Origin of the sequence: Blastococcus sp. Marseille-P5729 (genome assembly GCF_900292035.1) — a bacterium.
Lineage (GTDB): Bacteria > Actinomycetota > Actinomycetes > Mycobacteriales > Antricoccaceae > Cumulibacter.
In genome coordinates, this window is sequence record NZ_OMPO01000003.1 from 26071 (window position 1) to 38061 (window position 11991).

Genomic DNA, 11991 nt, shown 5'->3' on the forward strand with positions numbered 1-11991 from the left:
GTTGGCGACGATCGAGGGTCGCTACTCCCAGCAGAGGCAGAAGGGGTGCCCGGCCGGGTCGGCGTACACCGCCCAGCCCTCGGCAGCATCGAGGTCGGCGTCCTGCAGCGGCCGGGCGCCGAGACGGAGCACCTCCTCGTGCGAGGCGTGGATGTCGTCGACGTACAGATCGATATGGATCTGCTGCGGGACGTCGTTCGCCGGCCAGGTTGGCGGCCGGTGATCGGGTGCGTGCTGGACCGCCACCACCCAGGACCCGTCGCCGATCACGATGTTGATCCAGTCGTCGTCGAAGGGCTCGATGCGTCCATCGAGCAGACTCGCCCAGAAGGTGCTCTCGGCCTGCATGTCGGCCGCGTCGAAGGCGATCGTGGTCTTGGTGATCTTCATCGGTTCCTCCGGTAGGTCGTCGGTGATACCGACGGTAGAGCCATATCCGGACGATCCACGGCCGGTTAAGGTTCCGATATGACCGATCCTCAGCCACCGATCGTCCGCACGCTGGCTGTGCTGGAGCTGATCTCGGAGCGACCCGGCATCGGTGCGGCGGAACTGGCGAGCCGGCTCGGTGTCTCCGAGCGCGCCGTACGGCGGCATGTCGAGCTGCTGCGCGGCGCCGGTGTCGGCATCGAAGCACGCCGGGGGCGGTACGGCGGCTACTGGCCGGAGCGGGGTGCGCGAATGCCGGTGCGATTCACCGCCGCCGAGGCGATCAGCGTGGTGATGGCGGTGCTCGACGGTCATCATCGCGCCGGTGATCCGGACGATCCCGTCGGCGCGGCACTCGGCAAGATCCTGCGGACCCTGCCGCCGTCGGTGGCGCTGCCGGCCGAGGCCCTGCGGCGTACGACCGAACCGGTGCCGAACGACGAGGCTGCGCGGGCACGCCCCGAGGTCGCGGCCGCGCTCATCGACGCGGTGGACGCGCGTCGCCGGCTGGACCTTCACTATGTCGGCGAATCCGGTAGGCCCTGGGAGGTCACGGTCGATCCGTGGGCGGTCGTTGTACGGCACGCGCGGTGGTACCTGCTGTGCTTCGCGCACCAAGCCGGCGCCGTCCGCACCTTGCGGGTCGATCGGATCCAACGGGTGGACGCACGGGAGGAGTCGTTCGAGCCGCCCGAGCAGCTGGACGCCGTTGCCGTGCTCGAGGCCAATCTGGCGACGGGCTGGGAGCACGATGTCGAGATCTGGATCGACGCGCCGGTGGCCGAGGTGGCGCGATGGCTGCCGCGTGCGCTGGGCAGCCTCACCCCGGACGGCGGGGGCTGCCTGCTGCGTGGGACGACGTCCGACCCCGCGTGGTACGTCGAGCAGCTGACCCGGCTGCCCTGTCACTTCGTGATTCGCGCGGACGACGCGATGCGGGCGGCGGCCGCGGAGCTGGGGGAGCGGCTGCTCGCCGCGAGTCGTGACTCGGACCACTGACGGCTGCTAACTTGCGCAGCATGCAGTTGCTCTTCCTGCACGGCGCCGGCGGGTACGAGGATGACCAGGCGCTCGCGACCCGACTCGGCGCGGCGGCCGGCGTCCAGCCGCGGATGCCTCGCGTGCCAGACGAGAACATGTCCTACGAGGGTTGGGCAGTGCCGATCCGGGCCGCGCTGGGCGACCTGGGTCCAGAGGATCTCGTGGTCGGCCACTCATTCGGCGGCTCGGTCCTGCTGAAGGTTCTCGCCGAGCGGGCCTGGCCATTGACGCGGGCGATTCTGCTGGCCGTGCCGTGCTGGCGCCCGGAGGGTTGGGACCAGAGCGAGTACGCCTTCGACGGTGCCGAGCCACCGCAGACGCTCGTGCTGCACCAGTGCAGGGACGACGAGGTGGTCCCGTTCGAGCACCTCGCGCTCAACGCCGCGGCCCTGCCGCGGGCCCGCGTGGTTGAGCACGCACACGGTGGCCATCAGCTCGACGAGGTCGATGCCGACGCACTCCTGTCCTCGCGCTGACCAGACCTATCGGGGATCGTCATGGCGACTCAACGTGGGCGATAGAGCGTGGATTGGTGCTCGATGCGCACGATCAGGATCGAGTGGTCGTCGCGAATCCGATAGAGGATGCGGTAATCGCCACGTCGTGCGCTATGCGGACCTTCGTACGGCGCGCGTAGCGGTTTGCCGATGCGGTGCGGGTTTTGCGGCAATGCAAGGGTGATGAACTCGATGACCGCTGTGGTGAAGCGCGGCGAGATCCGCGCGAGACCTCGTTGCGCCGCGCCGGAGACCTCGACACGGTACGGCTGCTCGGGCTAAGCCTGAGCCGGCGGCAGACCGTACTGCCTGCGCAGCTGCTCGCCGCTGACTGTGTCACCAGTGGCCGACTCGGCATCCGCTGCCGCGATGTCGGTCGCGACGTCGGTCTGGGAGAGCCAGAACAGCGTTTCCTGGACGGACTCCCATTGGTCGGCGCTGATCATCACGACGGCCGGCGCGCCGTTCTTCGTGATCGTCACGTGCTCGTGCGTGCGAGCCGCCTCGTCGATGAGCTCGTTGAGTTTGGCCTTCGCGGCCGTGATCGACATGATCTGCACCTCTTGATGCTAGACCCATATTCAGGACTGATCCGGGCCGGCCCTAATAGAGACCTGGTGTTCTCGCCGGCGTACGCCGCGAAGGACGTACGCTGGCGAGCCCGAAATGCTAAGCGTCCTGGAACAGGCTGAACTCCACACCCTGGCTGTCGGTGCAGTGCGCGAACTGCCCGGACGGGATGGTGACGGTCTCGGACGCCGTCCCGCCCAGCTCACGCACCTTCTCCAGCGCCGCGGTCAGGTCGTCGACCGCGAAGTAGATTCGCGGATGCTTCGAGTCGGCGCCGTGCGGAGAACCGCCCATCGGCTGCGGCCCTTGAATCATCGAGTAATCGGGAGCATTGCCGCCGGTGAACTCCCAGCCGAACAGCGAGCCCCAGAACTGCTCCGTAGCAGCGATGTCTGCGCTCGGAACCTCGAAGTAGGTGACATTCCCACTCATTGCACTACCTCCTTGTTTGTCAACGTACTGACATAAGAAGGCTATGTCAGAATGCTGACATGGCGCAAGGGCGGGTAGGAGATCTCGAGCTATCGGTGGGGTACGTTCTCAAGCAGGTGCACGCGCGGCTGCGTGGCGCGATGGATGAGGCGCTGCGCCCGATGGACCTGACCGTTCCGCAGTACGCGTGCCTGGAGATTCTGGGCCAGAGCCCTGGCTTGTCGAACTCAGAGCTCGCCCGGCGTGCCTTCGTCACCCGCCAGTCGATGAATCTCGTCGTCCGGCGTCTCCAGGAGCGTGGTCTGTTGACGCGCCCCGATCACGCCGAGCAGGGTCGCTCGTTGCCCACCGCCCTGACCGAGGAGGGCCGGACGGCGCTGGATCGGGCCAGCCGCACCATCAGTGCCGTCGAGGCCCAGGTGTTCTCGGCCCTGTCACCGCAGCAGCAGCGTCGCGTGCGCGACGATCTCAGGTCGTGTCTCGACCCGCCGGCCGTCGAGTGAAGCGTCGGGGAGCTCGCCCGCGCTGCTAGGTCTGCTGGCGCAGGTACTTGCCGAAGTGCGGCACGGTGAAGGCGATCCGCCCGCGCTCGGCCGAGTAGATCAGCCCCTTCTTCAGCAGCGCGTCGCGCGCCGGTGACAGCGACTGCGGCTTGCGGTCCAGATGTGCGGCGACATCGGCGGTCGCGACCGACTCCAGATCGACATCCCCGGCCCGCTGCGCGACCTCGGCCATCGCCGAGAGGTACTCGCGCTCACCGGGGGTAGCGCGCTCGAAGCGGCTGCCGAAGAAGCCGACCGCGAGCTCGGCCTCGGCCTCGGGCGCGGCGACCCGGACATCGTCCGCGGTGATCGGGGACGCCGGTGCCCGGTCCCAGACCGCTTTGCCGTAGGCCTGGATGAAGTACGGATATCCGCCGGTCGCCTGGTACATCGCCGCGAGCGCGTCGTCGGCGAACTCGGCGTCCTCATCGGCGGCAGGGGTGGTCAGTGCCCGGTCGGCGGCCTCGCGCGGCAGGCGGTCGATCCGCTGGTAGCGGAACAGCCGCTCGGAGTAGGACTTGCTCGCCGACAGCACCGCGGGCAGGTGGGGGAGACCAGCGCCGACGACGATCACCGGCAGACCCGACTGGGAGATCTCGTGGCACGCCGCGCACATCGCGGAGATGTCGTCGGCGCCGACGTCCTGCATCTCGTCGATGAAGACGGCGACCCCCTTGCCGGCCTCGGCCGCGAGCCCGCCGACGTCGGTGAGCAGCTCGACGAGGTCGATCTCGATGTCGCCGGAGTCCGCGCGACCCTTGGCGGCCGGGACGTCGATCCCGGGGCTCCAGCGGTCGGCGAGCTTGGCCGACGCCCCGGCGTCCCGATGCGCGAAGGCCTTGACCACGCCGAGGACGTCGTCCGCCGGGTGCCCGAGCTCGCGAATCGCCTGGTGCAGCGCGCTCGACAGCGGACGTCGCAGCCGCTGGTCCGGGCGGGCCTCGAGCTTGCCGGTGCCCCAGCCGCGGCGTACGGCGGCCGAGCGCAGCGCGTTCAGCAGCACTGTCTTGCCCACGCCGCGCAGCCCGGTCAGCACCAGCGAGCGCTCGGGCCGCCCGCGGGCGATCCGCTCGAGGACGACGTCGAAGGCGGCGAGCTGCTCGTCGCGTCCGGCGAGCTCGGGCGGGCGCTGGCCGGCCCCGGGGGCGTATGGGTTCCTGATCGGGTCCACGATGTGACGGTATTCGGATTTCTATCCGATTCGGTAGATATTGCTAGCGTGTCGCAGCGACCCGCCACGATCGGCTCGTATCGCTCTATCTATGACTTGCGCTAGACGACCGGATAGAACGCAACACGCCACGCGCCACTATTCTGCGGTGGGTTGGCGAGCGCTATCTGCCGGATATCGCTCACGGACCCACCGCAGATCGACGGGCGACCGCAGACCGGCACGCCGGGCAACGAGCACCTCAGGGAGGGGACGACGTGCGCATCGACCGCCTCCAGGTCATCGACTTCCGCAACTACGTTGAGGCCGAGCTCGAGCTCGCGCCAGGGCCGAACCTGCTGGTCGGCGCCAATGGTCAGGGCAAGACCAACCTCGTCGAGGCGATCGGCTACCTGGGCACCTTCGCCTCGCACCGCGTCTCCAGCGACCTTCCGCTGATCCGGCGTACGGCGGAGCGCGCCGTCGTCCGCGCGATGTGCACGAACGAGGACCGCGGCCTGCTGATCGAGCTGGAGATCACCGCTGGGAAGGCCAACCGTGCGCGGCTGAACCGGGCGCCGGTCAAGCGCAACCGCGACCTGATCGGCATCGTGCGCTCGGTGCTGTTCGCCCCCGAGGACCTCGCCCTGGTCAAGGGCGACCCGGGCGACCGGCGGCGCTTCCTCGATGACCTGTTGATCCTGCGCTACCCGCGGTACGCCGCGACCAAGGCCGACTTCGAGCGGGTGCTCAAGCAGCGCAATGCCCTGCTGAAGACCGCCGGCATGGCCCGGCGGGCCGGCAGGGACGGAGACCTTCGCACGCTCGACGTATGGGACGCGCACCTGGTCGAGCACGGCGCCGAGCTGGTGCACGGGCGGCTGCAGCTGATCGGTGATCTGCGGCCGCACTTCGAGGCGGCGTACGCGGGGGTCTCGGGCGCTGCGGACACGGTCGGCATGCACTATCGCACCTCGCTGGCCGACGAGCCGCGGCAGGAGATCCGCGATGTCCCGGAGCTCGACGCGCTGCGCGAGATGATGACCGCGCGCCTGGCCGAGGTGCGCTCGCACGAGATCGACCGCGCGCTCCCCCTCGTCGGGCCGCAGCGCGATGAACTGGTGCTCGAACTCGACGAATTCCCGGCGAAAGGCTACGCCAGCCACGGCCAGTCGTGGTCGATCGCGCTCGCGCTGCGGCTGGCGTCGTACGAGCTGCTGCGCGCCGAGGGCGCCGAGCCGATCCTGATGCTGGACGACGTCTTCGCCGAGCTGGACGCCAAACGCCGCGCGCATCTGGCCGACCTCGCCCAGCGCGCCGAGCAGACCATCATCACCGCTGCCGTGCGCGACGACGTCCCGCCGGCGCTACTTGCCCGCACCTTCGAGATCCGGGAGGGAACCGTTGAGCTGTGCTGATATCGGGCGACTACGCCCGAAGCCGGCACACCACAAGCGGCCCGATAGCAGTGGGGTCGGCGTCCACCTAGGCTGGTGGGCATGAGCGAGGAGCGCGACGAGCGGTACGCCGACCCGGCGGCGTCGGCCTTCGCGAGCATGGCTCAGCTCAGCGGCAGCAAGATCGACCCCTCGAGGGTCCGGCCGGCGCCGAAGATCTCCCGGCAGACCGACCAGCCCAAGGGCCGTCGGCGATGGTCGGGCGCCGGCCCGTCGGTGCGCGATCCCAAGCCGGTCGGCGCGGTGTTCAGCGACCTGGCCAAGCGGCACGGCTGGGCGTCGGATTTGCAGAAGGGGCGGGTGCTCAGCCACTGGGACACGGTGGTGGGCGCGCAGCTCGCCGCGAAGACCCACGCCGTCTCGCTGAGCGACGGCGAGCTCGAGGTGAGGGCCGAGTCGACCGCGTGGGCGACCCAGCTGCGCGCGATCGAGCGCACCCTGCTGGCTCGCATCGAGCAGCTGGTCGGGCCGGGCGTCGTACGCCGCCTCGTGATCAAGGGCCCGGCCGCACCGAGTTGGAAGCATGGACGACGGTCGGTACGCGGCCGGGGACCGAGGGATACCTATGGCTGATCGCAACGACGACCCGAACCCGCAGCCGCCGGACGGCGACCCGGACCGCAACGACGACCCGAACGGCCGCGATGACCTGAGCCGCCGTGATGAGCTGGGCCGGGGCGATGCAAGCCGCGGCGCCGGACCGACCCGGCCGAATGACGGCCATGATCCGACCAACCCGTACTCGGTCGACTACGACTTCAACGATCCGAGCTTCGACCCGCAGTACGACCCGCGCTACGCCGCACCGGGCGATCCCGGCTACACCGAACGGCCGCCGGCCGGGCACGAGCCGCCGGAGGTGCACTACCGCGCGTACGGCGCCCCCATCATCGAGCCGCACCAACAGCCCGGCGAGCTGGACGGCGGCGGCGACGGGAAGCCGCGCAAGCGGTCCTGGCGGGAGCGGATCTTCTCCAACCAGACCGCCCGCTATCTGGCCACCGGGGCGCCGTACCACCAGCAGGGCGAGCACCCGAGCGCCGGGCGTCTGGTGCAGGCGGTCCAGGAGTTCGGCTGGAGCATCTCCGAGTCCGACGAGGAGGCCGACGACCTGCTGGCCACCGCGCCGTTCCGGGTCGCCGGATATCGCGCCGGTCAGGTGGTGCGCGGCCAGTTCGACCCCTTCGGCAGCACCGAGCTCGGCGGTGGCACTCAATGGCAGTTCCTCGCCTTTGACGCGCTCGAGGACAGCCGGATCGGCCGCACCATCGGCCACTGCTTCACCGCCGTCCCGACCATGCTGAAGCTGCCGCCGCTGCGGATCCTGCCGGCCCGATTCCTCACCGGACCGACCCGCGGGATGCAGGTCTTCCCCACCGTTGACCCGATCTTTGATGCGCGGTTCAAGCTGCTGGCCCACAACGGGCAGCACGAGCTGGACGCGTTCACCTTGCTGATCACCGAGGAGGTGCGCTCGGTCCTCAGCGCGGGAGACGACCGCGAGGAGATCTGGACGATCGAAGGCCAGCTCGTAGTGAGCACGGCGCAGCCGCATGACGAGCAGATGCTGGCGCGGCACCTGGAGATCCTCGGCGCGATGCTGCGAGCGGTGCGGGCGCAGGCCTGATGTTCTTCCGGAGCGCGCGCGGCATCACCGGCAGCTGGGGGCACAATGCCTACGGCTCCAACGTGCCCGAGTACCGGCCCCAGCACCGCGGCCGGACGCCGATCGAGCAGATGGCCGCGCAGAACGGCTGGGCGGTGCTGCACCAGATGCCGGCGTACGACGACGGCTCGCCGATCGACCTCTCCGGTGGGCCGTTCGCACCCGGGCATTGGCACCCGGGTGCCGACGTCGTGCACGGCCAGGCCGGCTACTGGCACTTCTGGGCACTCACCGTCACCGCCCGCACCCGCGGCGACAACTGGCGGCCGTACGCCGTCACCTTCATGCAGGTCGGCGGCGTCCTGCCCTATGTGCACGTCTACCCGGAGGGCTGGCGGGCCTCGTTGACCTCGGTGATGCCGGAGGTCCATCTCGAGTCCGGCGAGTTCAACGACCGGTTCGCCACCTTCGCGCGGGACGCACAGACCGCGTACGGGCTGCTCAACCCCCGAGCCATGCAGACACTCATCGACTCCCCGCCGTTGGACGAGATCTGGACCGCGGGCCAGTTCGTGTGCGCGGCGCGGGTCGATCCGCACTGCGCCGAGACGCTCGGGGCGCACCTGACCCTGCTGACCACGATCGCCGGCGGCGTACCGAGCAGTCTCTACGAGCGGGACTGAGCTCCGACCGCACCGGGCGCTGCCCACTCATGCGGCCGCCGCCGGTCAGACTTCCGGCCGCGCGTCAGAATCCCGTGAGCGCCGGCAGCGAGTTCCCCTCCAGCCGGAACTGACGGCGTACGCCGCCCGCCTGAGGCGAATGAATGCGCAGAAGAAGCATGCGCCGGACGGCGCGCGGGCAGGGTCGCCACAGTGGCGAGCGACGGTAGTCGCGCTCTGGATCGGCGTGGTTGCGGCGATCGCGTGGGCGTGGGAGATCCACGACCCGTTGGCCTACTACCCGCGCCGCACCGACCTTGCGGTGTACGTCGGCGCCGTCCACGAGGTGGTGAACGGCGGCAGCCTGTACGAGTTCCGCACCGAGCTGGGCCTGCCGTTCACCTATCCGCCGTTCGCCTTGCTGCCCTTCGTGCCGCTGGCCTACATCCCGTTCACGGCGGCGAAGGTGCTCGCGGTGGTGTGGACCTGGGTCAGCACGATCGGCATCGCCGCCCTGACCGCGCGGCACGCGAAGGTCTTCCGGCCCGGCGGCGCCTTCGAGCGGCTTCCGACGCAGGCCGCGACCCCGCTGATCGCCATCGCGCTCGGCGTGAGCCACCCGGTGATGTCGAACAACCGGTTCGGGCAGATCAGCGTGCTGCTGGCCGCGATCGTGGCCTTCGACGTCCTCGTGGTGTGCCGCCGGTGGCCGGCGTACGGCGGAATCCTGACCGGTCTCACCGCCGCCATCAAGCTCACGCCGCTCGCGGTGCTGCCGATGCTGTGGCTGGCCGGACGCCGCCGCCAGGCCTACAACGGGCTGGGCGTCTTCGCGGCTCTCGGCGCGGTCGGGTTCGCGATCTTCCCCGGCGCCACCCTCGACTACGCGCTGCACCGCGCCGGCGACATGACCCGGTTCGGGCCGTACACCTCGACGTCCAACCAGAGCCTCAACGGTCTGCTCTTCCGGGCCGGCCTCGACGGGACGACGCAGAAGCTGCTCTTCCTCGCAGCTGCCCTCGTCGTCCTCATGCTCGCCTGGCGCCGCTCTGCCCGGTTGCTCAGCGACGGTGACCCGTTCGCCGCGCTCGTGGTGATCGGCGCGGCGATGGTCGCCGCCAGCCCGATCAGCTGGGGCCACCACCAGGTCTGGCTGTGGCTGGCTGCCTTCGCGGTCGTGGCGCGCACCGACTGGCGGCAGGCCGCGTGGACCGTGGTAGTGATCGTGCTGCTGAGCAAGGCCCCGATCGGCGAGCTCACCGGCGGCGCGGTACCGGCGGTGGACTGGTTGGTCGGATCGCTACGCGGCTTCCTCGCGATCGCGATCGCCACCGTCATCCCGCTCGGCCGGGCGCACCCGCGGTCGATGGACCGGCCGGCGACGGCGGCAGCGGGCCGCTGAGCCGGTCGGAGCGGCGCAGATCGGCCTCCGGAACCCCCAGATCCCACTGCCGGGACCGGGATGGGCGTAAACTTGTCAGGTCCGTAAGGCACGATTTTTGCCTGAGAGCGACGCTGAGGGGTTTTCAGCGCCTCACCCTCACTGACCTGCCACCCGCAGATCGGTTTCGAGGGGCTCGCGGACCGACCGCACCCGCGGCCGACACGACACGAAAGGTACGCACCCGAGCGTGGCTGAAGCGAAGAAGAACTACGGCGCATCATCGATCAAGAAGCTCGAGGGGCTGGAGGCGGTCCGCAAGCGCCCCGGCATGTACATCGGCTCGACGAACGAGCGCGGCCTGCACCACCTGATCTGGGAGATCGTCGACAACGCAGTCGACGAGCACCTCGCCGGGCACTGCGACACGATCGTCGTGACCCTCTTGCACGACGGCGGCGTCCGCGTGGTCGACAACGGCCGCGGCATCCCGGTCGACACGGCCAAGGGCCAGAAGAAGTCCGGCGTCGAGATGGTGCTGACCGAGCTGCACGCCGGTGGCAAGTTCGACAGTGAGAACTACGCGGTATCCGGTGGCCTGCACGGCGTGGGTGCGTCCGTGGTCAATGCGCTCTCGACGGCACTGGAGGCCGAGATCAAACGTGATGGCTACGTGTGGACCCAGTCGTACGTCGCCGCCAAGCCGACCGCGCCGCTGGCCCGGGGGGAGAAGACCAAGGAGACCGGCACCACGATCACCTGGTGGGCGGACGGCGAGATCTTCGACGCGTTGCAGTACTCCCTGGAGACCATCACTCGGCGGCTGCAGGAGACGGCGTTTCTGAACAAGGGCCTGTCGATCACGGTCCGCGACGAGCGCGGAGAGACGCCCGAGGAGCAGGTCTTCCACTACCCCGGCGGCCTGATGGACTTCGTGAAGCACATCAACGCGAGCAAGCAGCCGATCCACAAGACGATCGTGCACTTCGAGGCCGAGGAGAAGGGCATGGCGCTTGAGATCGCCATGCAGTGGAACGAGTCTTACGGCGAGTCGGTGCGCACCTTCGCCAACATGATCAACACCCTCGAGGGCGGCACGCACGAGGAGGGCTTCCGCGCGGCCCTGACGACCGTGGTTAACAAGTACGCCCTGGACAAGAAGCTGCTGAAGGAGAAGGACAACCGGCTCTCCGGCGAGGACATCCGCGAGGGCCTATCTGCGATCGTGTCGATCAAGATGTCCGAGCCGCAGTTCGAAGGACAGACCAAAGCCAAGCTGGGCAACGCGGAGGCGAAGACCTTCGTGCAGCGGGTCTGCAACGACTGGCTCACCGACTGGTTCGAGCGCAACCCGAGCGAGGCCAAGACGATCATCGGCAAGTCGGCGGACGCCGCCCGCGCCCGCCGCGCCGCGCAGGAGGCCCGCAAGCTCGCCCGTCGCAAGTCCGCGATGAACTCCGGCGGCATGCCCGGCAAGCTGATGGACTGCCGCAGCAACGACCCGAGCAAGTCCGAACTGTTCATCGTCGAGGGCGACTCCGCCGGCGGCTCGGCTCGTTCCGGCCGCGACTCGCTGATCCAGGCGATCCTGCCGATCCGCGGCAAGATCATCAACGTCGAGAAGGCCCGCATCGACCGCGTGCTGAAGAACAACGAGGTCCAGGCGCTGATCACCGCGCTGGGCACCGGCATCCACGACGACTTCGACATCGACAAGCTGCGCTACCACAAGATCGTGATCATGGCGGACGCCGACGTCGACGGTCAGCACATCCGGACCCTGCTGCTGACCCTGCTGTTCCGGTTCATGCGCCCGCTGGTGGAGGCCGGTCACGTGTATCTCGCGCAGCCGCCGCTGTACAAGCTCAAGTGGGGCGGCAAGCACGGCGAGGAATACGCCTACTCCGACCGTGAGCGCGACGCGCTGCTGAAGGCCGGGATCGAGGACGGTCGCCGCGCGCTGAAGGAGGGCGACATCCAGCGCTACAAGGGCCTCGGCGAGATGAATGCCTCGGAGCTGTGGGAGACCACGATGAACCCGGAGACCCGGCTGCTGCTGAAGGTGACCCTCGAGGATGCCGCAACGGCCGACGACCTGTTCAGCGTGCTGATGGGCGAGGACGTCGAGTCGCGGCGCAACTTCATCAACCGCAACGCCCGCGACGTCCGCTTCCTCGACATCTGATGCTCATCTCGACATCGAGCGGCGCGACGTAAGGGCCCG

General features: G+C 69.2%; 13 protein-coding genes and 1 pseudogene. 9 read left to right on the forward strand and 5 right to left on the reverse strand.

The genetic code is table 11. The annotated features are described in order from the left end of the window. Nucleotides 1-21 precede the first annotated feature (21 nt). Nucleotides 22-390, reverse strand: a complete 369-nt coding sequence (locus DAA40_RS12990; protein WP_106850193.1) for a VOC family protein — start codon at nucleotides 388-390, stop codon at nucleotides 22-24. A 78-nt stretch (nucleotides 391-468) separates the two neighbouring features. Here DAA40_RS12990 and DAA40_RS12995 point away from each other — a divergent pair, with 78 nt between their 5' ends. Together DAA40_RS12995 and DAA40_RS13000 are read left to right on the forward strand one after the other, a co-directional pair. Next, the gene (locus DAA40_RS12995; protein ID WP_106850194.1) at nucleotides 469-1428 is read left to right on the forward strand and encodes a YafY family protein; all 960 of its coding nucleotides are present in this window, start codon (nucleotides 469-471) and stop codon (nucleotides 1426-1428) included. A 20-nt stretch (nucleotides 1429-1448) separates the two neighbouring features. Beyond that, a complete protein-coding gene (locus tag DAA40_RS13000) occupies nucleotides 1449-1946 on the forward strand; it encodes an alpha/beta hydrolase (RefSeq protein WP_106850195.1) in 498 nt (165 codons plus the stop codon). A gap of 29 nt (nucleotides 1947-1975) precedes the next feature. On the opposite strand, the pseudogene DAA40_RS17060 reads toward DAA40_RS13000, so the two are convergent. From DAA40_RS17060 to DAA40_RS13015, 3 genes and pseudogenes are all read right to left on the reverse strand, one after another. Next, nucleotides 1976-2215: pseudogene (locus DAA40_RS17060) on the reverse strand (type II toxin-antitoxin system RelE/ParE family toxin); the annotation flags it as partial. Nucleotides 2216-2245: 30 nt separating this feature from the next. Continuing rightward, on the reverse strand, nucleotides 2246-2518 hold the full coding sequence (locus tag DAA40_RS13010; RefSeq protein ID WP_106850562.1) for a type II toxin-antitoxin system Phd/YefM family antitoxin: 273 nt from the start codon (nucleotides 2516-2518) through the stop codon (nucleotides 2246-2248). A gap of 118 nt (nucleotides 2519-2636) precedes the next feature. After that, the gene (locus DAA40_RS13015; protein WP_106850197.1) at nucleotides 2637-2969 is read right to left on the reverse strand and encodes a VOC family protein; all 333 of its coding nucleotides are present in this window, start codon (nucleotides 2967-2969) and stop codon (nucleotides 2637-2639) included. Nucleotides 2970-3028: 59 nt separating this feature from the next. On the opposite strand from DAA40_RS13015, the gene DAA40_RS13020 reads away from it, so the two are divergent. Next, entirely contained in the window at nucleotides 3029-3472 is a 444-nt protein-coding gene (locus tag DAA40_RS13020; protein WP_106850198.1) for a MarR family winged helix-turn-helix transcriptional regulator, read from the forward strand. A gap of 25 nt (nucleotides 3473-3497) precedes the next feature. On the opposite strand, the gene DAA40_RS13025 is transcribed toward DAA40_RS13020, so the two are convergent. Next, nucleotides 3498-4682, reverse strand: coding sequence for an ATP-binding protein (locus tag DAA40_RS13025; RefSeq protein ID WP_106850199.1), 1185 nt, complete (start codon nucleotides 4680-4682; stop codon nucleotides 3498-3500). A 257-nt stretch (nucleotides 4683-4939) separates the two neighbouring features. On the opposite strand from DAA40_RS13025, the gene recF reads away from it, so the two are divergent. The 6 genes from recF to gyrB all read left to right on the forward strand — a co-directional run bounded on the left by recF (nucleotide 4940) and on the right by gyrB (nucleotide 11952). Next, a complete protein-coding gene (recF, locus tag DAA40_RS13030; RefSeq protein WP_106850200.1) occupies nucleotides 4940-6079 on the forward strand; it encodes a DNA replication/repair protein RecF in 1140 nt (379 codons plus the stop codon). 81 nt (nucleotides 6080-6160) lie between these two features. Then, on the forward strand, nucleotides 6161-6691 hold the full coding sequence (locus DAA40_RS13035) for a DciA family protein (RefSeq protein ID WP_199849769.1): 531 nt from the start codon (nucleotides 6161-6163) through the stop codon (nucleotides 6689-6691). Further along, a complete protein-coding gene (locus DAA40_RS13040) occupies nucleotides 6684-7745 on the forward strand; it encodes a hypothetical protein (protein WP_106850201.1) in 1062 nt (353 codons plus the stop codon). Before DAA40_RS13035 ends, DAA40_RS13040 begins: the two co-directional genes overlap by 8 nt. Then, complete coding sequence (locus DAA40_RS13045; RefSeq protein ID WP_106850202.1) at nucleotides 7745-8407, forward strand: DUF3137 domain-containing protein; 663 nt, start codon at nucleotides 7745-7747, stop codon at nucleotides 8405-8407. Before DAA40_RS13040 ends, DAA40_RS13045 begins: the two co-directional genes overlap by 1 nt. Before the next feature lie 139 nt (nucleotides 8408-8546). Further along, nucleotides 8547-9788: a glycosyltransferase 87 family protein gene (locus DAA40_RS13050; protein ID WP_106850203.1), complete on the forward strand. Its 1242-nt coding sequence runs from the start codon at nucleotides 8547-8549 to the stop codon at nucleotides 9786-9788. 229 nt (nucleotides 9789-10017) lie between these two features. Next, nucleotides 10018-11952 (forward strand): DNA topoisomerase (ATP-hydrolyzing) subunit B, encoded by a 1935-nt coding sequence (gyrB, locus tag DAA40_RS13055; RefSeq protein ID WP_106850204.1) that lies wholly within the window; start codon nucleotides 10018-10020, stop codon nucleotides 11950-11952. Nucleotides 11953-11991 lie beyond the last annotated feature (39 nt).

Coding starts and splice junctions, on each gene's coding strand:
- DAA40_RS12990 (WP_106850193.1), bottom strand. CDS start 390: ATGAAGATCACCAAGACCACGATCGCCTTCGACGCGGCCGACATGCAG.
- DAA40_RS12995 (WP_106850194.1), top strand. CDS start 469: ATGACCGATCCTCAGCCACCGATCGTCCGCACGCTGGCTGTGCTGGAG.
- DAA40_RS13000 (WP_106850195.1), top strand. CDS start 1,449: ATGCAGTTGCTCTTCCTGCACGGCGCCGGCGGGTACGAGGATGACCAG.
- DAA40_RS13010 (WP_106850562.1), bottom strand. CDS start 2,518: ATGTCGATCACGGCCGCGAAGGCCAAACTCAACGAGCTCATCGACGAG.
- DAA40_RS13015 (WP_106850197.1), bottom strand. CDS start 2,969: ATGAGTGGGAATGTCACCTACTTCGAGGTTCCGAGCGCAGACATCGCT.
- DAA40_RS13020 (WP_106850198.1), top strand. CDS start 3,029: ATGGCGCAAGGGCGGGTAGGAGATCTCGAGCTATCGGTGGGGTACGTT.
- DAA40_RS13035 (WP_199849769.1), top strand. CDS start 6,161: ATGAGCGAGGAGCGCGACGAGCGGTACGCCGACCCGGCGGCGTCGGCC.
- DAA40_RS13040 (WP_106850201.1), top strand. CDS start 6,684: ATGGCTGATCGCAACGACGACCCGAACCCGCAGCCGCCGGACGGCGAC.
- DAA40_RS13045 (WP_106850202.1), top strand. CDS start 7,745: ATGTTCTTCCGGAGCGCGCGCGGCATCACCGGCAGCTGGGGGCACAAT.
- DAA40_RS13050 (WP_106850203.1), top strand. CDS start 8,547: ATGAATGCGCAGAAGAAGCATGCGCCGGACGGCGCGCGGGCAGGGTCG.